This window comes from Lachnoclostridium sp. An118, from assembly GCF_002160985.1.
Taxonomy (GTDB): Bacteria; Bacillota; Clostridia; order Lachnospirales; family Lachnospiraceae; genus Claveliimonas; species Claveliimonas stercoravium.
Genome location: NZ_NFLQ01000006.1, coordinates 1 through 21,813 on the forward strand (window position 1 = coordinate 1; position 21,813 = coordinate 21,813).

24 protein-coding genes and 1 pseudogene are annotated in these 21,813 nt (G+C 52.0%); 22 read left to right on the plus strand and 3 right to left on the minus strand.

Annotated elements, in window-relative coordinates:
• The first annotated feature begins 191 nt into the window (after positions 1-191).
• The 7 genes from B5E62_RS06740 (at position 192) to B5E62_RS06770 (ending at position 7,222) form a co-directional block, all read left to right on the plus strand.
• On the plus strand, positions 192-992 hold the full coding sequence (locus tag B5E62_RS06740; protein WP_087173867.1) for a MerR family transcriptional regulator: 801 nt from the start codon (positions 192-194) through the stop codon (positions 990-992).
• On the plus strand, positions 989-1,801 hold the full coding sequence (locus tag B5E62_RS06745) for an ABC transporter ATP-binding protein (protein WP_087173868.1): 813 nt from the start codon (positions 989-991) through the stop codon (positions 1,799-1,801). The genes B5E62_RS06740 and B5E62_RS06745 overlap by 4 nt, the downstream gene beginning before the upstream one ends.
• Positions 1,802-2,512 (plus strand): ABC transporter permease, encoded by a 711-nt coding sequence (locus tag B5E62_RS06750; protein ID WP_087173869.1) that lies wholly within the window; start codon positions 1,802-1,804, stop codon positions 2,510-2,512. It abuts the gene before it with no gap.
• A gap of 107 nt (positions 2,513-2,619) precedes the next feature.
• On the plus strand, positions 2,620-3,321 hold the full coding sequence (locus tag B5E62_RS06755) for a hypothetical protein (RefSeq protein ID WP_087173870.1): 702 nt from the start codon (positions 2,620-2,622) through the stop codon (positions 3,319-3,321).
• A 15-nt stretch (positions 3,322-3,336) separates the two neighbouring features.
• Positions 3,337-3,996, plus strand: a complete 660-nt coding sequence (locus B5E62_RS06760) for a suppressor of fused domain protein (RefSeq protein WP_087173871.1) — start codon at positions 3,337-3,339, stop codon at positions 3,994-3,996.
• 243 nt (positions 3,997-4,239) lie between these two features.
• Positions 4,240-5,220, plus strand: coding sequence for a helix-turn-helix domain-containing protein (locus B5E62_RS17120; RefSeq protein WP_206414303.1), 981 nt, complete (start codon positions 4,240-4,242; stop codon positions 5,218-5,220).
• Positions 5,221-5,341: 121 nt separating this feature from the next.
• Entirely contained in the window at positions 5,342-7,222 is a 1,881-nt protein-coding gene (locus B5E62_RS06770) for a GLUG motif-containing protein (RefSeq protein ID WP_087173873.1), read from the plus strand.
• A gap of 140 nt (positions 7,223-7,362) precedes the next feature.
• On the opposite strand, the pseudogene B5E62_RS06775 reads toward B5E62_RS06770, so the two are convergent.
• A pseudogene (locus tag B5E62_RS06775) lies at positions 7,363-7,886 on the minus strand (helix-turn-helix domain-containing protein); the annotation flags it as partial.
• A 158-nt stretch (positions 7,887-8,044) separates the two neighbouring features.
• Between B5E62_RS06775 and B5E62_RS06780 the strand changes: the two are divergent.
• On the plus strand, positions 8,045-8,419 hold the full coding sequence (locus B5E62_RS06780) for a hypothetical protein (RefSeq protein ID WP_087173874.1): 375 nt from the start codon (positions 8,045-8,047) through the stop codon (positions 8,417-8,419).
• Complete coding sequence (locus B5E62_RS06785) at positions 8,420-9,181, plus strand: aminoglycoside 6-adenylyltransferase (protein ID WP_087173875.1); 762 nt, start codon at positions 8,420-8,422, stop codon at positions 9,179-9,181. It abuts the gene before it with no gap.
• On the opposite strand, the gene B5E62_RS17505 is transcribed toward B5E62_RS06785, so the two are convergent.
• On the minus strand, positions 9,093-9,611 hold the full coding sequence (locus tag B5E62_RS17505) for an FKBP-type peptidyl-prolyl cis-trans isomerase (RefSeq protein ID WP_330398040.1): 519 nt from the start codon (positions 9,609-9,611) through the stop codon (positions 9,093-9,095). The genes B5E62_RS06785 and B5E62_RS17505 overlap by 89 nt on opposite strands.
• Before the next feature lie 480 nt (positions 9,612-10,091).
• On the opposite strand from B5E62_RS17505, the gene B5E62_RS06795 reads away from it, so the two are divergent.
• From B5E62_RS06795 to B5E62_RS06845, 11 genes are all read left to right on the plus strand, one after another.
• Positions 10,092-10,490, plus strand: a complete 399-nt coding sequence (locus B5E62_RS06795) for an RNHCP domain-containing protein (RefSeq protein WP_087173877.1) — start codon at positions 10,092-10,094, stop codon at positions 10,488-10,490.
• Positions 10,474-10,884 (plus strand): RNHCP domain-containing protein, encoded by a 411-nt coding sequence (locus tag B5E62_RS06800; protein WP_087173878.1) that lies wholly within the window; start codon positions 10,474-10,476, stop codon positions 10,882-10,884. The genes B5E62_RS06795 and B5E62_RS06800 overlap by 17 nt, the downstream gene beginning before the upstream one ends.
• A 99-nt stretch (positions 10,885-10,983) precedes the next feature.
• Positions 10,984-11,715: an HAD family hydrolase gene (locus tag B5E62_RS06805; protein ID WP_087173879.1), complete on the plus strand. Its 732-nt coding sequence runs from the start codon at positions 10,984-10,986 to the stop codon at positions 11,713-11,715.
• A 3-nt stretch (positions 11,716-11,718) separates the two neighbouring features.
• On the plus strand, positions 11,719-12,450 hold the full coding sequence (locus B5E62_RS06810; RefSeq protein ID WP_275532579.1) for a formate/nitrite transporter family protein: 732 nt from the start codon (positions 11,719-11,721) through the stop codon (positions 12,448-12,450).
• Positions 12,451-12,498: 48 nt separating this feature from the next.
• On the plus strand, positions 12,499-13,515 hold the full coding sequence (locus B5E62_RS06815; protein ID WP_087173881.1) for an aldo/keto reductase: 1,017 nt from the start codon (positions 12,499-12,501) through the stop codon (positions 13,513-13,515).
• 23 nt (positions 13,516-13,538) lie between these two features.
• Positions 13,539-13,916, plus strand: a complete 378-nt coding sequence (locus tag B5E62_RS06820) for a DUF5655 domain-containing protein (protein ID WP_087173882.1) — start codon at positions 13,539-13,541, stop codon at positions 13,914-13,916.
• A gap of 173 nt (positions 13,917-14,089) precedes the next feature.
• Complete coding sequence (locus B5E62_RS06825; RefSeq protein WP_242957764.1) at positions 14,090-15,253, plus strand: iron-containing alcohol dehydrogenase; 1,164 nt, start codon at positions 14,090-14,092, stop codon at positions 15,251-15,253.
• Between the two features lie 132 nt (positions 15,254-15,385).
• A complete protein-coding gene (locus B5E62_RS06830; RefSeq protein WP_087173883.1) occupies positions 15,386-15,820 on the plus strand; it encodes a GNAT family N-acetyltransferase in 435 nt (144 codons plus the stop codon).
• On the plus strand, positions 15,820-16,236 hold the full coding sequence (locus tag B5E62_RS06835) for a pyridoxamine 5'-phosphate oxidase family protein (RefSeq protein ID WP_087174014.1): 417 nt from the start codon (positions 15,820-15,822) through the stop codon (positions 16,234-16,236). Before B5E62_RS06830 ends, B5E62_RS06835 begins: the two co-directional genes overlap by 1 nt.
• 240 nt (positions 16,237-16,476) lie before the next feature.
• The gene (locus B5E62_RS06840; protein WP_087173884.1) at positions 16,477-17,076 is read left to right on the plus strand and encodes a hydrolase; all 600 of its coding nucleotides are present in this window, start codon (positions 16,477-16,479) and stop codon (positions 17,074-17,076) included.
• On the plus strand, positions 17,076-19,124 hold the full coding sequence (locus B5E62_RS06845; protein WP_087173885.1) for a HelD family protein: 2,049 nt from the start codon (positions 17,076-17,078) through the stop codon (positions 19,122-19,124). The genes B5E62_RS06840 and B5E62_RS06845 overlap by 1 nt, the downstream gene beginning before the upstream one ends.
• A 10-nt stretch (positions 19,125-19,134) precedes the next feature.
• On the opposite strand, the gene B5E62_RS06850 is transcribed toward B5E62_RS06845, so the two are convergent.
• The gene (locus B5E62_RS06850; RefSeq protein WP_087173886.1) at positions 19,135-20,457 is read right to left on the minus strand and encodes an MATE family efflux transporter; all 1,323 of its coding nucleotides are present in this window, start codon (positions 20,455-20,457) and stop codon (positions 19,135-19,137) included.
• 175 nt (positions 20,458-20,632) lie between these two features.
• On the opposite strand from B5E62_RS06850, the gene B5E62_RS06855 reads away from it, so the two are divergent.
• Complete coding sequence (locus tag B5E62_RS06855) at positions 20,633-21,178, plus strand: DUF4854 domain-containing protein (RefSeq protein ID WP_087173887.1); 546 nt, start codon at positions 20,633-20,635, stop codon at positions 21,176-21,178.
• A 20-nt stretch (positions 21,179-21,198) separates the two neighbouring features.
• Complete coding sequence (locus B5E62_RS06860; RefSeq protein ID WP_087173888.1) at positions 21,199-21,792, plus strand: HD domain-containing protein; 594 nt, start codon at positions 21,199-21,201, stop codon at positions 21,790-21,792.
• Positions 21,793-21,813 lie beyond the last annotated feature (21 nt).

A 21,813-nucleotide genomic window follows, 5' to 3' on the forward strand; every position in this document is an offset into this window, starting at 1 on the left:
TATTTAATTTTTCCATAACTATATTTTACACCTTTTGCCGGGCTTTGTTTAGCCCGGCATTTGGTTTATTTTGGAAAAGAAAAGAGGCCATCGCACTAATCACTTAGTGCGACAGCCCCGAAATTTTTTAAAAAGACCTTGTTTGTGACGCTGCGTAATAATTTATAATAGGTGTCAGGAGGTGGAAGATCATGGCAAGATACAGGGCAATCCCGCAAGGGTTTATGACTGTTGGCCAAGTTGCAAAGAAAATGGGCGTTACCGTCCGTACTCTGCAATACTATGATAAGGAAGGACTGCTTTCCCCATCGGCAGAGAGCGAAGGTGGACGCAGGCTTTATACTGATAAGGACCTGGTCAAGCTCCATCAGATCATATCCTTGAAATCACTGGGATTTTCTCTGGACGATATAAAGGGGCGGCTGATTTCTTTGGAAACACCGGCTGATGTTGCAAATGCCCTTACAGAGCAGGCAGAGGATATACGCCAGAAAATAGGCCGGCTCCAGGCTTCTCTGTCAGCAATAGAACAGCTGAAAACAGAGGTGTTGCAAATGCAGACGGTCAACTTTAAGAAGTATGCGGATATTATAGTCAATCTGCAAATGGAGAACGACTCTTATTATCTCATCAAGCGTTTTGACGACGATACGCTGGACCACATACGCAGACAATTTGATAAAGAAAGCGGCCTGGATTTCATGGACAGATTTAACCGCCTGAGTGACGAGATCGTACAGCTTCAAGAAGAAAATGTACCGCCTGAGAGTGAAAAATGCCAGCAGGTTGTAAAAGAATACTGGGGCCTCATTGTGGAGTTTACAAATGGTGATATGAGCATGCTCCCGAAATTGATGGAGGTCGGCAGCATCGATACAGCCACAAACGCCTGGGAAGAAAGGCAAAAAATCGTAAACGATTATTTAGAGCCGGCTTTGCAGGTCTATTTCTCAAGACTTGGAACCAATCCCTTTGAGGAGGTGGAATCGTGAAAGATGCAATACAGGTCCGCGGATTAACGAAAAGCTACGGCAGCCATATGGTCCTTAAAGGTCTCGATATTCAGATTGAAAAAGGAGAGATTTTTGCTCTCCTCGGCGTAAACGGGGCAGGGAAAACGACTGCACTTGAATGTATCGAAGGCCTGCGGAGCTATGACAGCGGCGCGGTCACTATAAACGGGAAAACGGGCATCCAGCTGCAGTCATCCTCCCTGCCGGCCCACATCAGGCCGATGGAGGCTGTCAAGCTGTTTGCGAAATGGAATAGAACAAAAATCGACCAGGCCATGCTTGACGGTCTTGGCATCCAGCAGATGGAAAAGAAGCAGTACCTGCAATTATCCACAGGGCAGAAAAGGCGGTTACATCTGGCCCTTGCCCTTGTCGGCGACCCTGATGTCATTTTCCTCGATGAGCCAACCGCGGGGCTTGACGTGGAGGGAAGACTGTCGCTCCACGAACAGATCCGAAATCTCAGGGCACGCGGAAAAACAATCGTTCTTGCAAGCCACGATATGGCGGAGGTAGAAACCTTATGTGACCGCATTGCCATCTTGAACAATGGAACGATCGTCTTTTGCGGCACAGCTTCGGAGCTGACCGATAAGGTGGGAAGAAAATATTTTATCCATATCAGGACGCAGCAGGGAGAAAATATTTTTGAGACTGACAATATCGAAGACACTCTGATCACCCTGCTGGGTGGATTAAAGCAGAAAAAAATCCATGTATCGGATATCAAAGTGGATCGTGGCACGCTGGAACAGCATTTTATCGAACTGGCAAGGAGGGACGCTTAAATGAACGGCTTTTTATATGGCGCGGCATTACAGTGGAAACTGGATATACGCAGCAGATCTTTGTTGGTAACCTGCTATATCGTCCCGCTTATTTTCTTTCTGCTGATGGGCGGCATTTTTACTTCTGTCATGCCTGAAATGAGAGGCACACTGATACAGTCGATGATCGTGATGAGCGTTTCCATGGGGGCGTTTATCGGGGTGCCGCCATCACTGGCAGAAACTTACGGGAGTGATGTGAAAAAGGTTTATAAGGCAAATGGAGTACCTCTGTATTTGGGCCTTGTCACAATGTTTCTATCTGCATTTGTACACTTGATGCTCAGCTGTGCCATTATCTTACTGCTTGCCCCCATACTGTTTGAGGCGTCTTTGCCGGAACAGCTTCTGTCTTTCTTTCCTGCCCTTGCCATATACATCATCGTGTCGCTGGGTATTGGAAGTGTGTTGGGACTGGCCGTAAAAAACCAGGCGAAGCTGACGATGACAGCGCAGCTTGTGTTTTTGCCATCCATCATGCTCTCGGGGATCATGTTCCCTGCCGACCTGTTGCCCGGCTTTCTCAAAGCTATAGGGCGCATCTTTCCCGCTTCCTGGGGATACCGCTTGATGCTGGACCATGGAATCTGCCTTGAAAATCTGTGGTATCTCATTCTTGTGTTCTGTGCGGCGTCGGCCCTGTGTGCGGTACTTCTGAAAGAGTTGTATTAAACGGAGTATGAGATATTGTGTTTTTAATAGTCTGAGCGTATAATGAAGACATAAAATATGCTTGGCCGTATGATGGAGAGCCGCACCACAAGAGAGGGCGCCGAAAAATGAAGGTTACAGGAACAAAATGCTACGTACAGATCGAGGATGATGCCGGGAATATCGCAAGATTTGACGGGGAGGTCTGCTTGGGAGAATTTTGCGCGTTGGCTGACTCGGTTGAATGGGTCCGGCACAGTGGTGAGGCGACAGAGCAGGACAGGATCGACCTGATCTATCAGGCAACCCGATATGGGAAGGACACCGGCACCAGGATACTCTTTTTCAGCTCTGATGGCCAGGTGATGTTTGAAGACGAGCTTGGGCTGAAAACGGAAGTGTACTGCTCCAAAACGTACCTGGTCATTGTGGCCGTGGCCGTCGTGTCCCTGCTTTTTCCCACTCTGCTCATAGCTGCGCTGGATGTGGCAAGTCTGAGATTTACCACAGGGATGGGGATTGTGACCATTCTGCTGGCCAGTCCGTTCCTTGTCTGGGCCTTCCGGATATGCAGATTCCGGATCACGGCCGAGGGGGATGTCGTAACTGTCAGACCTGCGGCCGGAAGGATCCGGCGGTTTCCCGCGTCCGACATAACAAGGGTTGTCCGGAGGGTCAAGATGGATTCCGGCTGGGAGATGATACAAAGGGTCAGGTTTTATACAGGGGGTAAGCGTGTGTCGCTAGGTCAGAGCATGACAGGCATTGAGGATATGGACGCATATCTCATGCGGCATGTTGACGCAGAAAAGATCACTACCAGGAAATGAGGGAGGTGCTGCAAAATGACGAGAGAGGAATATGTGGAGAGAATGGAGAGGGAGGATGACTGGGCCCCTGGCTGGGATGCCATCGACAGAGAGTTTGACCGGCTGTACCCCGGACAGGAGCCTGCCCACTACGGTACAAATATCCACGCAAGAGCAATTTTCGGAGGCGATAACTATCTTGACGGATATTCTGTTTATCAATCGCAGAAGGGCTATCAGCATATAGTCACATACGGAATGAGTGAGCTCTACGCAAATGAAGAGGCCCTTGGAGAGGAGTACAGCAGATGGGGCTATGAGATGACGATAAAGCTGAAAGAAAACAGCGCGGAGGATTGCCTGTGGGCACTGGATATGCTGTCAAATCTTGCGCGGTATACATACACGACCGAAAGATTTTTTGAAGCGGGCGAATGCGTGCCCGGAAACGGAACTCCTCTCCACGTGGGGACAGATTCGCTCATAACGGCACTTCTGATCGTGAACGATACCTCTGCCCAGACGCTGGACACACTCCACGGCAAAGTGGAATTTATCCAGCTCGTGGGGATAACGGAGTCAGAGCTGGATGCGATCAGAGAAGACAGCAGTCATATTTCTCTTCTGATAGAAAAAATGAAGAAGGACAACCCGGAGCTGATAACAGATATGAAGAGAAAAACGTCTTATTTATAGTGTCTGCTTTTGACCGGGGCAGTCTGTCTTTAGTTCATGCGGGATATCGTGATACATCCCCGGCTTTCTTATGATAAAATCTACGAACAGGGACAAAATTGTTCGTAATAAAGGAGATACAAAATGGAGGATAGGACGGTGTGCGAAGCTGCAAAAGAGGGGAGGTGTCTGTGCGCCTCATCCAAAGACCTTGTGCGGAGGGAAGACTTGACGGGACAAGCAGAACAGGCATTTCCAAATCTTATGCCATTGATGAACACAGCCTTTGTGCCGGGCAAGTGCCTGGAATATATCCGAGGGATGAAAAAGGGACCGAAAAAGGATATTGCATTTGCGGAATATCACTATTTCAGCGGGCATCCGCGTGAAGCCGCGCAGGAGACAGAGATGTATCTGACCTGTGGGGACCCGGAGCTCCGCCTCTCTGCCTGCCTGATCTACGCATATTCCAATCTGTCTGTCGGGCAGATACAGCGTGCCCGATATGGGCTGGAAGAGATAAAGGACACACTGAAAGCGGATACAGAGAGAACTCCTCATGCCAGGTCGATCGAAGGGTTTATTTCAGCGGCAGCGGCAGTCCTGCTTCATCTTCCGCTGCCGGAGGAGCTGCCGGACACGCGGGAGTTCATGCCTCTGCTTCCTGCAGGACTGAGGGCGTTTGCGCTGTATGTGCAGGCGCACTATCTCTATCTCCAGAAAAAATATGAACACAGTATCGGCATCATAGAAGCGGCACTGACTATGGGCGGGGAGCAATATCCGATCCCGGCCATCTATCTTCATCTGGCGGCTGTCATGGACCATATGAGCCTAAAGCAGCCCGATAAAGCAGAAGAACACCTGTTAGCCGCATGGGAGCTGGCGCGTCCGGATGACCTGATCGAAGGCTTTGGTGAGCACCACGGACTGCTGGGCGGAATGCTGGAGGCAGTAGTCAAGCAGAGGTGGCCGGAGGATTTTAAGCGTATCATCGCGATCACCTATGGATTTTCCTCCGGATGGAGAAAGATACATAATCCGGAGACAGGGCACGATGTGGCTGACAACCTGACCACGACTGAGTTTGCGACAGCCATGCTGGCGGCGCGGGGCTGGACGAATCCCGAGATCGGGGAGCATATGAATATTTCCGTAAATACAGTGAAGCATCACATCTCCCAGGCTATGAAGAAGTTACATATCGAGAGCAGAAAAGATCTAAAAAAATACATGCTCAAATAAAAAGAAAGCTTACAGTAACAGGGCTATTACCCATTTTGAGGTGAAAAACGGGTAATAGCCCTGTACTTTTTAAAATGGTAAAATCAGACATAGACAGAGGGCATCTTAAGGAGGAATGATCATGAGATTAAAATTATTCAAGAGGGTATCCGCAGCGCTGCTGTCGCTGGTGCTGTTGGCCGGACTGATGCCGGCGGAAGCCTTTGCAGCTGGCAGTGTTCCTGACACCGTATGGACGGACTATGCCGCAGCAGACTTTGCAGGCGGCACAGGGACGGAAGCGGATCCTTATCAGATCGCTACTGCGGAGCAGTTAGCTAAGCTGTCAAAAGATGTAAGCGAAGGAAACCACTACCAGGGAACGTTTTTTGAACTTACCGGAAACATCGATCTGAGCAGTCATCGCTGGATCCCCATAGGCATTCATAAATGGGAATTAAGTGGAGCATCTACCTACAGTTGGTTTGAGGGATTTGTCGATGGGAACAATCAGACGATCAGCGGTCTTATTGTGGATGAGAGAACAGATAAAAATGCCGCCGGTTTCTTTGGAGATATCCGGAATGTCAGAGGAGGTACCGTGGGCGCGAAAAATCTGATCATTTCAGATGCCAGCATCTATGCCGATGAAGACGGACTTATGGAATTAAGGGCAGGCATTCTTGCAGGATATGCTCTGGCCAATTCGGGTCAGCAGATTGTATTTGAAAACATAACCGTTTCCGGTGATATTGAGATAGAAAGTACCGATGGCTTTAACAATGTTGGCGGAATGATCGGATACGGCGACGGAGTAAAAGCAACAGACTGTAAAGCGGAACATATTTCTATTGCAGGAGCCAGCAACAGCGGCGGATTCATAGGCAACAGCGGTGACTCTGTCTTTGAAAACTGTGAGGCATCCGGAACGGTTTCCGGCTTGTGGGCGCTGGGAGGCTTTGTCGGATATACTACGGCAGCAGACTATTCAGAAGCTACACAGTCCGTTTATAAGCATTGTGCCGCAGATGTGGATATTACAGGCTCTGACTGGAACCTGGGCGGCTTTGCCGGTTACGCAGAGTACGGGAAATTTGATAACTGTGTTGCTTTCGGAAATGTATCCAGTACTGTCGATGGCTGGAAGCCGAATATCGGCGGATTTATCGGGGAAAGTGACAATGCCGAGGCCAGCAGCAGCCATGCGGCGGGTGAGGTGATCTCCGCCTCCTCAGATTTTAAAGCCGGCGGCTTTGTGGGCAATTATGTGGGCGGCACATTTGCAGAATGTTCCTTTAACAGTGAGAAGAACAGCGGTCTGACCGCCGCCGGCATAGGCGCCATTTCATCCGGTGTGGAAGGCGGCAGCACGAATGAGGTACTGGTCAACATCTGTGAGGATTACTACGGCGATCACAAGTATAGTTCCGATTGGACGATAGATACGGCGGCTGCCTGCACAACAGAGGGGAGCAAATCCCAGCACTGTGAGCGCTGCGATACCAAAGGCAATATCACGGTCATTCCGGCAACAGGCCACACTATGCAGAAGACCGACAAGGTGGAGGCTGCCTGCACGACACCGGGCAAGGAGGCCTACTACACCTGCAGAGTCTGCGGGAAGCATTTCGAGGACGAAGCCGGTACAGTGGAAATTGCGGACCTTGACGAATATGGAAATATCCCTGCGACCGGTCATAAAGCTGGGACAGAATGGAAATCAGACGGAACCGGCCACTGGAAGGAATGCGTATATTGCGGAGACAAAATGAATGAGGCCGCCCACACCTACAAATGGGTGACGGATAAAGAAGCGACAGCGTCCCAGGATGGTTCCAAATATGAAGAGTGTTCGGTATGCGGCTATGCAAAGGCTGCGGTGAAAATCCCTGCAGCGGGGGCGTCAGACATCCCGCGGACCGGTGATGTCAGCAATATCGCCCTTTGGCTCATGGCTTTGCTGGCAGCCAGCACAGCGCTGACCAGCGCTGCCCTTTACAGCCGAAAGAAAAAAATAAAGTAAACAATTTATAACATGCGCCTTGGGGGATAAAAAGCCACAGGGCGCAGCTTTTTTATGCGGGCTAAACTCGCATTTAACGATCTGATCCTCAAAAACCATAGACTTTTCAAGGCCGCACGCCTGTTTTTCGTTCAAAATGGTGCTTGTTCCGATCCGCCCTTCTGTCCACTCTGCATCGGGTCGCAGTAATAAATGCTGGAACGCTGTATTCCGTTCACGCAAGGAAGAGCTTTTCTTTGGTGAAAAACAAGGTCAGCAGGGTTTTTTTGGATTCCCTGGAAGAATGGACCGTATCCATTTGGACATAGTCCGTGAGGGAAAGGGAACAGAAGTCGCAATAGGATCGGTTGGCAAAGACTGCCCTGTCCGTGATCTGTATTTTATGGCACTTTCTTGGCTTGAAATGGACTTTCCGCTTCAGATTTATGTTCCTTGCCGTAAAGAGTCCCTGGTCGGTCAGAGGGGAAATGATCTGGTCCTTTTGGCGAAGCTCTTGTTTGGTCATGTTGATCCCTGTTCTGGGATCCCGGAGTTTTTCCCGGTATTTCCTGTCAGCGAACCTGGCAATATCCTTAAAGGAAGAGCCCTTATTTAGTTCGTTTTCGATATAGATACGGTTTTCAAGGGTAAGCTGTTTTTGGTTACCAGGAATATATTTACTCATGATGAGCCTCCTTCTACTGCTGTCAGAAGGAGAGATTTTTATGCGGACAATAAAGAAAATGACAGGGAAATGATGGGATGGTATAATAGGAGAGGATGGTCAGATACTTTGAGGCATACCACTCCGGATAAGATCATTGTGAAGAAAGGGAAATGACTATGAAAGAGAAGAAAGTGCCCGTTTTTGTCTGCGTCATATGCAGTCTGCTTGCGTCGGTACTGTTTTTAGGTATTGGATATTTTAAGGGATTGTCCGCATCCGGCGGCCAGACATTCTATGCGACGATCGCGGATCTGGGAGACAGTTATATGACTGTCAGGGGAATAGAGGAAAATGATATCAATTTCAGGGGAGACTTCCGTTTGAGCGTGGATGAAGACACAGAAATCATGTGGAGACACACTGACATAGGTCTGGAGGACCTGGAGCCGGGGGACCGCATCTCGGTGACCTTCAAAGGCGGGGTGGAAGAAACAAGTCCGGCAGGGCTGGAGGATGTTACACAGATCCTGCTGCTGGAGGATGAACTGTAAGTGGGGAAAGAGCATATGCGCACAGAGAAAGAAATGTTTCAGATCATCATCAACACTGCCAGGTCCGATGATCGTGTGCTGGCGGCGTATCTGAAGGGATCAAGGGCAAACCCCAATGTTCCCAGGGACATTTACCAGGATTTTGATATTATGTATGTGGTGACGGAGACGGAAAGTTTCCGCGCGGATCTGTCGTGGATGGATCCCTTCGGTAAAGTCATTCTGAAGCAGGAGCAGGATGATGTGTTTGGATACGGCGACCGTTTTGGACTGCGCAGCCACTATGACAGGACTTATTCCTGGCTGCTCATATTTGAAGATGGCAACCGTATTGATATCGGCGTCGAGACAGTGGAGGCCATGCGGGAAGGGAGCAACAGAAACAAGCTTTTTCTCCCGATTCTGGATAAAACAGGATGTCTTCCCAAGCTGCCACCACCGACAGATGAGGACTTTTATGTCCGAAAGCCCGGAGCGGAGCAATTCCGGGGATGCTGCAATGAATTTTTCTGGTCTCTTTGTGATGTGGCAAAGGGGATCTTCCGGGATGAACTTCCCTTTGCCATGGCGATCTATTATGCGCAGCCCCACCATATGCTTGGAGTTATGCTGGGGTGGTATATAGGGAGCAGGACAGACTATTCGGTCTCCTGCGGCAAGCAGAATAAATATTTTAAACGGTATCTGCCGGAAACAATCTACCGGTTATACCAGCAGCCTTTCCGTTCAGATCCTCTACGCCGTAGTCCTCAGGGAAGGTGACATTGACTTCCACTGTGTCGCCCGGATGGGCGTCTATGAGCTGGTCTTCAAAGCCGTCAATGTAGGAACCGGAGCCGATCACCAGGTCTGTGCCTGCGCCGTCTGTGCTTCCGCCTTCAAATTCCACACCGTCCACCGTTCCTACATAGTCAATGTTGACTGTGTCGCCACTCTCTACAGTGAGTGATGTGTCAGTTGAGTAGGAGGTGCTGCCCGTCTCATCGCTGCTGGTGTCCGCTGTGTCTGTGCCGGAGGTGTCTTCTGCGGTTGTGCCGGAAGATGAGTCGTCCCCGGATGAGCGGGAAGAGAGGGCTATGGCTGCAATGAGAAGGATGACGGCAAGACAGGGAACTGCTATGGTGAGGAATTTTTTGAGCTTGCGTATGCGTTCTTTTTTGCGGCGTTCCTGTGCTCTGCGCTGCTGTGCCATTTTTCGATTTTCTTTTTTCATTGTGTACTCTTACCTCGTTTCGTTAAAAATGTCTTTTATTATTTTACAGGGAAAATATGATCAATCTATGATTTCCGGGAGGAAAATAAGAAAAATCAGGGCTTGTGCGTGGAGGAGCGCTGTGCTATGATGGAAAAAGCAAAATAAGGGAGGTGGCTTGATGTCGGCTATTCGCTAATAAAAAGGACAACGGATCTTGTCTCATCTATATTATGGAGATGGGTTTATTTGTTGTATCTGTCTGCGGATAGTGGCATCAGGCTGGCTTTTGATCAAAAGGCAGTTCTATTTACTGTGGGAATATGTGGGATACCGCATCTTTTTGCATAGGGAGAGGACTGTATATATTTGTAAAGTCTGATACAGAACAGGACAGATATGCGGATAACCCGGATGGAAGGGTTGTCCTTTTTTTGTGGTCATAAAAGATGCAGAATATAAGATCAGAGGAGAAAGATCATGAAAGAAGAAAAAGAATACAGATGTCTCTGCTGTGGCTGGACATCAGACCTAAAAGACAAAGAACCCTGGCCGGATCACTGTCCCAACTGCCTGTCGGGCATACACAGTGCAGACGAGGAGGGAGAGCCATGCGGCGGTATACTGGAGCCGGTGGGGATCTGGGTGAGAGAGAACGATGCCTGGGAGATCGTGGAGAGATGCCGGTTTTGCGGAGAGATGACCACTGTGGAGATGTCGGAGAAAGACAATCTCATAAAAGTGATGGCCATTGCCTCCAGACCTCTGTCCTCACCGCCTTTTCCCATTGAGAGGCTGGAAGAGCTGACAAGGATCATGGGCGGACGAGGAGAGCTCAGAAGAAGAGAAGGAGAAAAGAAAAATGAACAGAGAAAATAAAAAGCGAAAATATGACAAGAAATATTTCCGGACGCATCCCTGTATGGATCCTTTTACGTGCAAGGTGTGCGGGTGGCCGGTCGTGCCTGCGGGAGCTGGAAGCAGCCACAGAAATCACTGTCCCAACTGTCTGTACAGTCTGCACCTGGACAGGGAGCCGGGAGACCGGGCATCAGACTGTCACGGCCGGATGGAGCCCATAGGCGTGTGGGTCAGAAAGAATGGAGAGTGGGCCATCATACACCGCTGTCTGCGCTGCGGAAAGATCGGATCAAACCGCATTGCGGCAGATGATAATCCTATGAAGCTTATGGCGCTTGCCATGCGGCCCTTTGGGAGCAGCGCTGTCTCACGGGAAGAGATCCGGGATATGACAGTGTCCATGGAAAGCTAGGCAGCGGATCCGGGAAAAAAGATAATTGCGTGAGAGTGATATTGTCTATCCCATGAATTGAGGGTATAATAAATAAGACAAAACGAGAGGAGCCTTAAGATGTACGAGACCTGTATTTTTGACCTGTATGGTACGCTGGTGGATATACACACAGACGAAAAGAAAGAAGAACTGTGGGAAAAACTGGCTCTCTTCTATGCGTTTTACGGAGCTTTCTACACGCCCGGGGAGCTGCGGGAGGCATACGGCAGGCTGACAGAAGAGCTGAGCGCAGGAAAACGAGGAGTCAGAAAAGATGCCCACGAGGCGTTCCCGGAGATACAGATCGAGGATGTCTTTGAGGCTCTGTTCCGCGCAAAAGGCGTGCAGGCAGATGAGCCCCTTGTGAGACATGCGGGACAGTTTTTCCGCATCCTTTCCATGGACCGTCTGCGGCTCTATGAGGGAACAAAGGAGATGCTCCAGGCTCTGCGGGAACATGGGAAGAAGATATACCTTCTGTCCAACGCCCAGAAGATTTTTACGGAGTATGAGATGCAGGCCCTGGGACTCACTCCCTTTTTTGACGGCATTTTCATCTCCTCGGAGCAGGGCTGCAAGAAGCCGGACCTGGCTTTTTACGAGTCCCTCCTCACAGCTTTTGACATTCCAAGGCAGACGGCGGTCATGACGGGAAATGACGGCCTGTGCGACATAGAGGGGGCGAAGCGGGCCGGGCTTGCCACGGTCTACGTGCGGACGGAGATTTCCCCCAGGGAACCCCTCCCCGCGGCAGACCATGTCCTGGAGGAGATAGACATGAAAAAGCTCAGGGATATCCTCCTTGGATAGGAACTGGCTGAAAAGAGAGCTGACGGAAAAAAGAGAACAGAAGAGGAAAATACGATGAAAGAAAAATGGATGAGCAGTGTCATGGCAGGCGTTTTTATCTCCATGGGAGCCATGACCTATCTTGCGATCCCAAATACACTGGTGGGAAGCCTGTTTTTTGCGGTGGGCATCCTCCTTGTCCTCAATCTCCACAACATGCTGGTGACGAGGGTGTGCCCCCTGATGGTGTATGACAGGAGATACCACTGGGGAGATGTGGCTGTGGCCTGGGCGGGGAACGGCATAGGGACGCTGATCGCAGCTGCCGCCGTGCAGGGCACGAGATTTAAGGAGACCATCCGGGAGCCCCTGACCAGGATCAGCGAGACGAAGCTTGCGGACTCCCCCTTGAGCCTCTTTATCCTGGCTGTGTTCTGCGGGTTCTTTGTGGCCTTTGCAGTGCTCATTGGCGCCAGGTACGAAAAGGGCTCTTTTGCCCAGATATTTTATGTGTGGCTCTTTATCACAGCCTTTGTGTTCTGCGGGTTTGAGCATATCGTAGCGGACATGTTCTATCTGTCCTGCTGCTGGCTCCAGTACGGGATAGACGGTCTGGAGGCCCTGAAGGTGCTGGCCCTTGTCACGGCAGGGAATCTGGCCGGGGGCATGTTCATTGCCTGGGCCGTGCGCAGCCTGGACCAGAAGGGGGACAGCGCCGGAATAGACAGAAAATATGCCGGGACAGGCAGGAAATAAAAAGACAGCAAGAGTTGAAAATACAAAATGAAACGGAGGAAACAGAGCATGGACAAAGTGATCTTGGGAAAGACGGGGATCGAGGTAAACAAGAACGGTTTCGGGGCGCTGCCTATCCAGCGCATCAGCAAGAAGGAGGCTGTCTATCTTTTGCAGAAGGCCTTCTACAACGGAGTCAACTATTTTGACACTGCAAGGGCCTACTCGGACAGCGAGGAAAAGCTGGGAGCAGCCTTTGAGTACACAAGGGACAGGATCGTCATCAGCACGAAGACGGCGGCCCAGACAGCTGAGGATATGTGGAAGGACCTGGAGGAGAGCCTTACAAAGCTGAAGACAGACTACATAGATATCTACCAGTTCCACAACCCTGCCTTCTGTCCGAAGCCGGGGGATGAGTCCAGTCTTTACGATGCGGCACTGGAGGCGAAAAAGCAGGGAAAGATCCGGCACATCGGCATCACCAACCACCGGATAGCTGTGGCGAAGGAGGCCATCCAGTCAGGGCTCTATGAGACGCTGCAGTTCCCCTTCTCCTACCTGGCGGCAGATGCGGATATGGAGATCGTGGAGGAGTGTAAGAAGGCGGATATGGGCTTTATCGCCATGAAGGGCCTGGCCGGGGGACTGATCCACAATTCGGCCTGTGCCTACGCCTTTATGGCCCAGCCTCAGTTCGCCCATGTGGCGCCGATCTGGGGTGTGCAGAGAGAGTCGGAGCTGGACGAGTTCCTCTCCTATCAGGTCTGTCCGCCGCAGCTTGACGGGGACCTGCTTGCGGAGATCGAGAAGGACAAGGAGCAGCTCTCCGGTGATTTCTGCAGGGGCTGCGGCTACTGCATGCCCTGTCCCGCAGGCATCGAGATAAACAATTGTGCCAGGATGAGCCTGATGCTCCGGCGCGCGCCCCAGGAGGGATGGCTTTCCGAGGAGTGGCAGGAGAAGATGAAGCTGATCGAGAACTGCCTCCACTGCGGCCAGTGCATGAGCAAATGTCCCTACGGCCTGAACACGCCGGAACTTCTGGCGAAGAACTATGAGGACTACAAGACATTTCTGAAGTAAGAGATGGAGCAGGAGAGATAAAAATGGATGACAAATTGCTGCGGTTTTTTGACCAGATGCCGGAGGCCCTTCCCCTGTATCAGAAGTTTGAAAGAGAGGTCCTCTCCCGGGTGGAGGATGTGCGCATCAAAGTGCAGAAGACCCAGATCACCTACAGCAACAGGCATGTCTTTGCCTGTGTCTCCTTTGCAAAAGTAAGAAAGGCAAAGGAGAGGCCGCCAGTTTACATTGTGGTCACTTTTGGGCTGGCATACAAAAAAGAGTCTCCCCGCATCGACATTGCGACAGAGCCCTACCCAAACCGGTGGACCCACCATGTCCTCGTATCCCGTGAGGAGGAGATCGACGGGGAGCTGCTGGGCTGGGTGGAGGAGGCGGCCGCCTTCTCCGCGGCGAAGTGACAGGGAAGATTTTTAGGACGGAGTCTTGACAGATGGAAGAAAAGCTATCATAATAGGTTCATTGAGAAATGAATACGGAAATATGGCAAGGGAGCTGTGAGAGATTGACATCACGGCTCCTTTTTTGTTTTCGCATTTTCCAGAAGGGAACACAGAAAGGAAGGAGAGCTATCATGATGACAACATTTGGCCATTATCTCCCGGTCAATCTGATCTTCGGACCCGGGAAGACAGAAGTACTGGGAGAGGAGGCCGCAAGATACGGGAAAAGGGCCATGGTCGTGACGGGAAGAGGCAGCACAAAGAAATCCGGGCTGCTGGACCGGGCAAAGGCACTGCTGGAAAAAGAGGGGATAGAAGTGACGGTATTCGATGAGGCGGAGCCCAATCCTCTTGCATCCACTGCCATGAGAGGGGCTGCCATTGCCCGGGAGAAGGGATGCGATGTGGTCGTGGGGCTGGGAGGGGGAAGCATCATGGACTGCAGCAAGGCGGTGGCCTTCTCGGCCTGCAACGAGGGCCCTGTCTTTGATTATATCTACGGCACAAAGAAGGGAAGCGGGGCCCTGCCCCTTGTCCTTGTGCCAACCACCTGCGGAACAGGCAGCGAGGGAAACTGCTTTGCCGTGCTCACAGACGACGGGACCAGGGATAAAAAGTCTCTGCGGGACAACGCAGTCATCGCCAGGGCGTCCATCGTTGACCCGGAGCTGATGACAACCATGCCGGCCCGCGTTCTGGCATCCGTCGGATTTGACGCCCTGTGTCACTGCATGGAGGCCTATATGAGCAAAATCTGCGATCCTATCACGGAGATCATGGCGCTGGAGGGCATCCGGCTCATCGGCGGAAATCTGGTGAAGATCTACGAAGAGAAGAAAAAGGGCCTCACAGACCTGGCTGCCATGGACATGGCTGCCTGGAGCGCTGTCTGTCTTGCCAGCACATACGGCGGCATGGCCATTAACCAGGCCGGAGTGACCGCGCCCCACGGACTGGAGCATCCGGCCAGCGGCATGCGCAATATCACCCACGGCAGAGGCCTGGCAGCCCTCACTCCGGTCATCTACAGGCGCACCATAGAGGCGGCTCCGGAGGCCTTTGCCGTCATTTCAGAATGTCTGGGAGGCAGGGATGAAAAGGACTGCGTGGATGTCATCGAGGCGCTCCTTTGCCGTCTGGACCTGCGGACCACCCTGGCGGCGGAGGGCGTCCTTCCGGAGGATGTGGAATGGATGACCAAAAATGCCTTCAAGGTCTCTGCGGCCGGCCTCCAGAACCACCCCAGGGTGTTCACAGAGGAGGAAGTGGCCCGGATCTACCGGGAAGCCCTGTAAAGGCAGAATGGTATAAGGGTATATAGGTGTTGGGGTAGAAATACTTATAGAGTAGTTGAGCAATCCTCTCTGATACAGTATAATGTGGTATCAGAGAGGACTTTTTTATTGGGAAGGAGTGCCGGGGAGAGGATGGTCAGAAAATTTGAGGAGAAGGACCTGGAAACGGTCATGGAGCTCTGGCTTGCGGGCAATCTGCAGGCTCACAGCTTTATCCCGGAGCAGTACTGGAAGGACAGTCAAAAGCTTGTGAGAGACCTGCTGCCAGGCGCTGCCCTCTATGTGTACGAGGAGGAGGCGGGCTGCCCGGACGGATTTATAGGTCTGAACGGGGACTATATAGAGGGCATCTTTGTGAGAGGTGAAAAGCGCTCAGGCGGTATCGGCACCGCCCTGCTGGATCTCGCAAAGAAAGGCCGCAGTGCTCTCACCCTCCGGGTATATCAGAAGAATGAGAGGGCCGTGAAGTTTTATCTGAGGAACGGGTTCCGCATCCGGGAGGAAGGGTTTGATGAAGGGACCGGAGAGAAAGAGTATGAGATGGTGTGGAAAGGAGAAGAAAGATGATGAGGGATGCAGAAAAGACGATAGGGAATATGGCGGACAAGGCGGGCAACTGTTTTATAAGCTACGTTGACGGTGAGGGCTTTCCAGTGACAAAGGCCATGCTGAAGCCAAGGCAGAGGGAGGGAATCAGGACCTTCTGGTTTTCCACTAACACATCCTCCAACAAGGTGAAATGCTTCCGGGATAACCCGAAGGCCAGCATCTACTTCATGGACAGGCGCTATTTCAGGGGTGTCAGCCTGTCCGGCACAGTGGAGGTGCTGGAGGACCCGGAGGTGAAGGAGCGGCTCTGGCTGGAGGGAGACACGCTGTTCTACAAGGAGGGCGTGACAGACCCGGATTACTGTGTGCTCAAATTCACGGCGGAGAAGGGCCGTTACTACAGCAATATGAAGTCGGAGGACTTTGAGATTTGAGGGGGATCATCGAAATCCTTGAAGAAAAAGGAAATTTTCCTTTGTCCCTAAAAGCATATGTAAAAGAGAAAAATCTATAGACAATATAATCCCCGGAGCTTTCCGGGGATTTTTGTACGATAAAACTCTGTCCCACGGTGAAGGGCCTTCTGAAAATATACATCTGGATACTAACGCCGGCATCTGGTATAATAGAATGCAAACTCACCAGACTACACAGAAGAAAGGCAGGCAAGAGCAATGAAGAGCAATCTGACAAGAGAGGAAGCTCTGGAGCTTCTGAAGACATATAACAAGGAACCCTTCCACATCCAGCACGGTCTGACGGTGGAGAAGGTGATGCGCTGGTATTCCCGGGAGCTGGGATACGGCGACGAGGAGGAGTACTGGGGGATCACGGGGCTTCTCCACGATATCGATTTTGAGCTCTACCCGGAGGAGCACTGCCGGAAGGCGCCGGAGCTTCTGCGAAAGGCGGGAGTTGGGGAGGACATGATCCACTCTGTGTGCTCCCACGGATACGGCATCTGCTCGGAGGAGGAGCCCTCCTGCGAGATGGAGAAGGTCCTCTTTGCGGCGGACGAGCTGACAGGACTGATCTGGGCGGCGGCCCTGATGCGCCCCTCAAAGAGCGTGTCGGACATGGAGGTGTCCAGCGTTAAGAAGAAATTTAAAGACAAGCGGTTTGCTGCCGGCTGCTCCAGGGATATCATCCGGAAAGGGGCTGAGATGCTCGGATGGGAGCTGAATGAACTGTTTGAGAAGACGCTCCTGGCCATGAAGTCATGCGAGAAGGATATACAGGAGGAGATGGCAGCCATTTACGGAGAAGAGGAGTAATGAACAGAAACGAACACTACACAGAAGGTATTTCTTTTCTTGAGGAAGTAACACAAAAGCTGAAAAAGAGAATAGAGAAGCTGGACCAGTCTATCCTGGCGGGCCAGAAAGATATTGAGAGCATGCACGACTACTACTGGGAAAACTACGCGGAGATGGACCAGTACGGGTATGAGGACTACGACAACCAGCAGGCCCTCCTGAGCCAGACAAACGCCAACAATGAGCTCCTCCTGAAGAGGAGACGGTTCCGTAGGATGCTGGACTCTCCCTTTTTTGGGAGGGTGGACTTTGTCTACGAGGGAGAGGATGAGGCTGAGGTCTTCTACATCGGGATAGGGAACTTTGCCGAGGACGCGGGCATGACACCTCTCATCTACGACTGGAGGGCACCGGTCAGCGGACTCTTCTACGACTATGACAGAGGGCCTGCCTCCTACCAGGCGCCGGCCGGTGTCATGGAGGGAGAGATCACCGCGAAGAGGCAGTACAAGATCCGAAAGGGAAAGCTGGTCTACGCCTTTGAGAGCGACACGAAGATAGACGACGAGATACTGAAGGCAGAGCTTGGGACAAACGGGGATGTGAAGCTGAAAAATATTGTCAGCACCATCCAGCGGGAGCAGAACGCCATCATCCGCAACACAAAGGACAAGATACTGGCCATCCAGGGTGTGGCGGGAAGCGGAAAGACTTCCGTGGCTCTCCACCGTATCGCTTACCTTCTGTATCACGACAGGGAAAATCTGAAATCCTCAGATGTGCTGATCCTGTCGCCCAACAGCGTTTTTGCGGACTATATCTCCCACATTCTTCCGGAGCTGGGAGAGGAGCCGGTGCAGGAGATGAGCTTTGACCTGTTTGCCTACAAGGAGCTGAAGGGCACGGCCTCCGACTGTGAGGACCGGTGGCATCACCTGGAGCGGGCCATGAAGTTCCCCGATGAGGAGAGGGAGCGGATTTATAAAGAGAAGCAGTCGGAGGTGATGGCCGCCCGGATGGAGGGCTTTCTCGCCCTTCTGGAGGACAGCCTGATGGACTTTAAGGACATCGAGTTCAAAGGCCTTAGGAAGACGGAAGATGAACTCATCCAGCTGTTCTATTTTAAATTCCAGGACATCCCTCTTTTAAAGCGGATGGACGCGGTGATGGAATACTTTGTGGACGAATTTGAGACTCTCAGGGACAGGGATCTCTCCGACGAGGAGAGGGAGTATATCCAGGAGAAATTCGACCGCATGTATGTGACGAAGGATATCTATGTCATTTACAACTGGCTCATGGAGGACTGCGGCTATCCCCGCCTGCCGGATGTGCCCTGTGAAAAGAGGGTGCTGGAGTACGAGGACGTGTTCCCCATGCTGTATCTCAAGTACAGGCTTATGGGCAGGGGAGCCCACAGGAGTGTAAAGCACCTTGTCATAGATGAGATGCAGGATTACTCCTATATCCAGTACCTGATCCTGGCAGAGCTTTTCTCCTGCAGCATGACTATACTGGGAGACAAGTTCCAGACTATGGACGACCATGTGCAGGATGTGCTTCCCTTCCTGCCAAAAGTATTCGGAAGGAAAGTGCGGAAAATCGTCATGGACAAAAGCTACAGGAATACTGTGGAAATTGCCACCTACGCTGCCGCTATACATGGAAGTGAAGTGCCGGGGCTCCTGGAGCGCCACGGGAAAGAGGTGGAGGAGAAGTCGTTTGACAGTCTTGACCGGCTGCTGGACGAGGTGGAGCGCTGCCTGAGGCTGCAGGGAGAGGACGGCTTTGAGACAGCCGCCGTGCTGGCTATGACCGAGGAGGAGGCGTGGGATATCAGCAGGCTGCTGGAGAAGAGAGGGGTGGAGACGTCTTATATTGACAGGGACAGCAGCTCCTTTAAGCCGGGACTTACCGTCACCACCTTCTATCTCGCAAAGGGCCTGGAGTTTGATCAGGTGTTTACGGTATGGGACAGCAAAAAAGAGAACCCGCTCCTGACGCAGGCAAAATATATCTGCGCGACGCGGGCTCTCCATGAACTCTATATGTTCGAAGAAAAATAGGGCCGCGGCCCTATTTTTTTTGAAGCTCCTTCCGGTAAATGCAGATTCCTGTCGCCATCGTGACAAGCTCTGCCGCCGGGAAAGCGAGCCAGATCCCGGTGCTGCCGAAAAGGAGGGGGAGGATGTACGCAAAGGCGATAACGAGGACGCATCCCCTCATGAGGCAGAGAAGGAGCGACTTTCCGGACCTTGCCACAGACTGGAAGTAGCAGATGAACACCATGTTGACACCCAGAAACAGGAAACCGGTAAAGTAGATCCGCACCGCCGGGGCGGCCAGCTTCAGGATTTCCGGTCCGGGATCCAGGAAGATGTAGGTGAAAAGATCAGGTACGGCAAGCCCCAGGAGCACGGGGACTGCACAGATCACGAGGGAGGTGCGCAGGGACAGGGACTGTACCTTCTGTATCCTCTCCTTAAGGCCGGCTCCGTGGTTGATGGAGAGGATGGGCTGGGCTGCCTGTTCAATCCCCTTACAGAGACAGATCACGACAAGGGCTGTGTTGCTGATGATGCCGTACACGGTAACGCCGGTGTTGCCCAGATAGCGGATGAGCTGCAGGTTGAAGAAGAAGATCGTGAACCCGGAAGCCGCTTCGATGACAAAGCTGGTAAAGCCGTTTGCAAAGATCCTGCCTACAAACACAGGCCGGAAGCCCTTCAGCGTAAAGCGGAGCTGGTTCCTGCCTGTGAGAAAATGCGTGCACAGGATGAGGACAGTCAGGGTGGAGCCTATGACGGTCGCCAGAGCCGCCCCTGCCATGCCCATGTCCATGGGAAAGACAAAGACAATGTCCAGGATGATGTTTGTCACGCCGCCTGCAATGACTCCGCACATTGAAAGTCTGGGCGCGCCGTCATTCCGGATAAAGGTCTGCAGAAAAGAGGAGAAGAAATAGGTCCCCATTCCCCAGATGATATAAGGGATATAGTCCATGATATAGGGCATCGTCTCCTCTGTCCCTCCCAGGAACAGGGCCAGGTCCTCCATAAAAACAGTGCAGAGGACGAGACAGACAAGAAACATACATATGTTGAGGAGAAAGGCGGCAGTGAAGCACATGTTGCCCTCCTCTTTTTTCCCCTTCCCGCGGCAGATGGACATGAGCACAGAACCTCCGACACCGCAGAGGAGCCCAAGACCAAAAAATACATTGTAGATGGGAAGAGCGATGTTGAGAGCCGCGAGGGCTGTCTCTCCCAGGCGTTTTCCTATAATGATGGTATCAGCCAGCACGTAGATGGAAGTGACCATAGTGCCGCAGATGGCCGGGACCAGATAGTGGAAGAAGAGCTCCCGGACAGGACGCTGTATAAATTCGTTTGTATCCATAAGTTGTTTCCCTTTCTCGTTTAAGAATGTTCCTGAATAGTCTAGCATATACGCCCGGCAATGAAAAGAACGAAGAAAAATTCCGAATATTAAGATGACGGGCACATAGTTTATTGACAACATATCTCTGCTGATTTAAGATGAATACAAATACCTTTATGAGGAGGGATCACAGATGAGGAGGATCAGGGGAAAGTTCCTCTGGGCGCTGCTGGCCTGCACGCTGGCCTGCGCTTCCGCCGGCTGCGGAGCGGACGATGAGGCGAAGGCAAAGGCAGAGGAGGAAAAACGTCTGGAAGAAAAGGAGAGGGAAGCGGCGCTGGAGGCTGAGAGGGAGGCTGAGGAGGCCCGTGCAGCGGCAGAGCGGGAGCCCTACTATCTGTACGACAATATGGAGGAGTATGTGGCCTCGGATCTGGTACAGAATCTGCTGGGCAGCTCGCTGGCCGAATACAACACGGACGAAATAGGGTTTGCAGTGAGAGGTGAGGGCAACCGCCTGATCTATGAGTACACCTACAAGACGCTTGCCATGACAGAGGAGATGAGGCCCCTGATGGAGCAGGAGCTGGATAAGCAGGCGGAAGCCATCCAGTCTGTGGCGGACTCGCTGCAGGATGTCGTTGACGTGGAGCAGCCTACGGTGGTCGTGCGGTATCTGGACATGAACGGGGCCCAGATCGCGGCCCGCGAATACACGGCCCGGCAGGACGCCCAGTGACAAAAAGGAGGAGGTCAGCCATGGAGCGGGAAAGGTTAGAAAAACAGTTCTCTTTTATCAGAGAGATCGACAGGGAAAAATTTATAGGAAGACAGACCTATCTGACGGACGGGGAGAGGAAAGAGAACGATGCGGAGCACGCCTGGCATATGGCTGTCATGACCCTTCTCCTTGTGGAGTACGCCAACGAGGAGATCGACGTGCTGAAGACAGTTACCATGCTCCTTATCCACGACATCGTGGAGATTGATGCGGGAGACACCTACGCTTACGATGAGGAGGCGAAAAAGACGCAGAAAGACAGGGAGAGAAAGGCTGCGGAGAGGATCTACGGCCTGCTGCCTGCCGACCAGGGTGAGAAGCTGAAGGAACTGTGGCAGGAGTTTGAGGCCTGCGCCACGCCGGAGGCAAGATTTGCCCGCTGTATGGACAACCTCCAGCCCATGATGCTCAACGCCGCCACTGACGGAAAGGCCTGGGTGGAGCATCAGGTGGAGCTGTCACAGATACTTGGCAGGAACGAATGCACCCACGCCGGCTCGGAGACTCTCTGGGAGTACGCGAGAAAGAGCTGGATAGAGCCCAATGTGGAGAGCGGAAGAATACGGAAATAAATATTGATCTTATAGCGTGCA

Excerpts from the sequence above, each read along its gene's own strand:
- B5E62_RS06740 (WP_087173867.1), top strand. The coding sequence starts at position 192 with ATGGCAAGATACAGGGCAATCCCGCAAGGGTTTATGACTGTTGGCCAA.
- B5E62_RS06795 (WP_087173877.1), top strand. The coding sequence starts at position 10,092 with ATGAAAGAAGAAAAAGAATACAGATGTCTCTGCTGTGGCTGGACATCA.
- B5E62_RS06820 (WP_087173882.1), top strand. The coding sequence starts at position 13,539 with ATGGATGACAAATTGCTGCGGTTTTTTGACCAGATGCCGGAGGCCCTT.
- B5E62_RS06760 (WP_087173871.1), top strand. The coding sequence starts at position 3,337 with ATGACGAGAGAGGAATATGTGGAGAGAATGGAGAGGGAGGATGACTGG.
- B5E62_RS06815 (WP_087173881.1), top strand. The coding sequence starts at position 12,499 with ATGGACAAAGTGATCTTGGGAAAGACGGGGATCGAGGTAAACAAGAAC.
- B5E62_RS06780 (WP_087173874.1), top strand. The coding sequence starts at position 8,045 with ATGAAAGAGAAGAAAGTGCCCGTTTTTGTCTGCGTCATATGCAGTCTG.
- B5E62_RS06805 (WP_087173879.1), top strand. The coding sequence starts at position 10,984 with ATGTACGAGACCTGTATTTTTGACCTGTATGGTACGCTGGTGGATATA.
- B5E62_RS06860 (WP_087173888.1), top strand. The coding sequence starts at position 21,199 with ATGGAGCGGGAAAGGTTAGAAAAACAGTTCTCTTTTATCAGAGAGATC.
- B5E62_RS06845 (WP_087173885.1), top strand. The coding sequence starts at position 17,076 with ATGAACAGAAACGAACACTACACAGAAGGTATTTCTTTTCTTGAGGAA.
- B5E62_RS06750 (WP_087173869.1), top strand. The coding sequence starts at position 1,802 with ATGAACGGCTTTTTATATGGCGCGGCATTACAGTGGAAACTGGATATA.
- B5E62_RS17505 (WP_330398040.1), bottom strand. The coding sequence starts at position 9,611 with ATGGCACAGCAGCGCAGAGCACAGGAACGCCGCAAAAAAGAACGCATA.
- B5E62_RS06770 (WP_087173873.1), top strand. The coding sequence starts at position 5,342 with ATGAGATTAAAATTATTCAAGAGGGTATCCGCAGCGCTGCTGTCGCTG.
- B5E62_RS06840 (WP_087173884.1), top strand. The coding sequence starts at position 16,477 with ATGAAGAGCAATCTGACAAGAGAGGAAGCTCTGGAGCTTCTGAAGACA.
- B5E62_RS06825 (WP_242957764.1), top strand. The coding sequence starts at position 14,090 with ATGATGACAACATTTGGCCATTATCTCCCGGTCAATCTGATCTTCGGA.
- B5E62_RS06850 (WP_087173886.1), bottom strand. The coding sequence starts at position 20,457 with ATGGATACAAACGAATTTATACAGCGTCCTGTCCGGGAGCTCTTCTTC.
- B5E62_RS06835 (WP_087174014.1), top strand. The coding sequence starts at position 15,820 with ATGAGGGATGCAGAAAAGACGATAGGGAATATGGCGGACAAGGCGGGC.
- B5E62_RS06755 (WP_087173870.1), top strand. The coding sequence starts at position 2,620 with ATGAAGGTTACAGGAACAAAATGCTACGTACAGATCGAGGATGATGCC.
- B5E62_RS06800 (WP_087173878.1), top strand. The coding sequence starts at position 10,474 with ATGAACAGAGAAAATAAAAAGCGAAAATATGACAAGAAATATTTCCGG.
- B5E62_RS06855 (WP_087173887.1), top strand. The coding sequence starts at position 20,633 with ATGAGGAGGATCAGGGGAAAGTTCCTCTGGGCGCTGCTGGCCTGCACG.
- B5E62_RS06830 (WP_087173883.1), top strand. The coding sequence starts at position 15,386 with ATGGTCAGAAAATTTGAGGAGAAGGACCTGGAAACGGTCATGGAGCTC.
- B5E62_RS17120 (WP_206414303.1), top strand. The coding sequence starts at position 4,240 with ATGCCATTGATGAACACAGCCTTTGTGCCGGGCAAGTGCCTGGAATAT.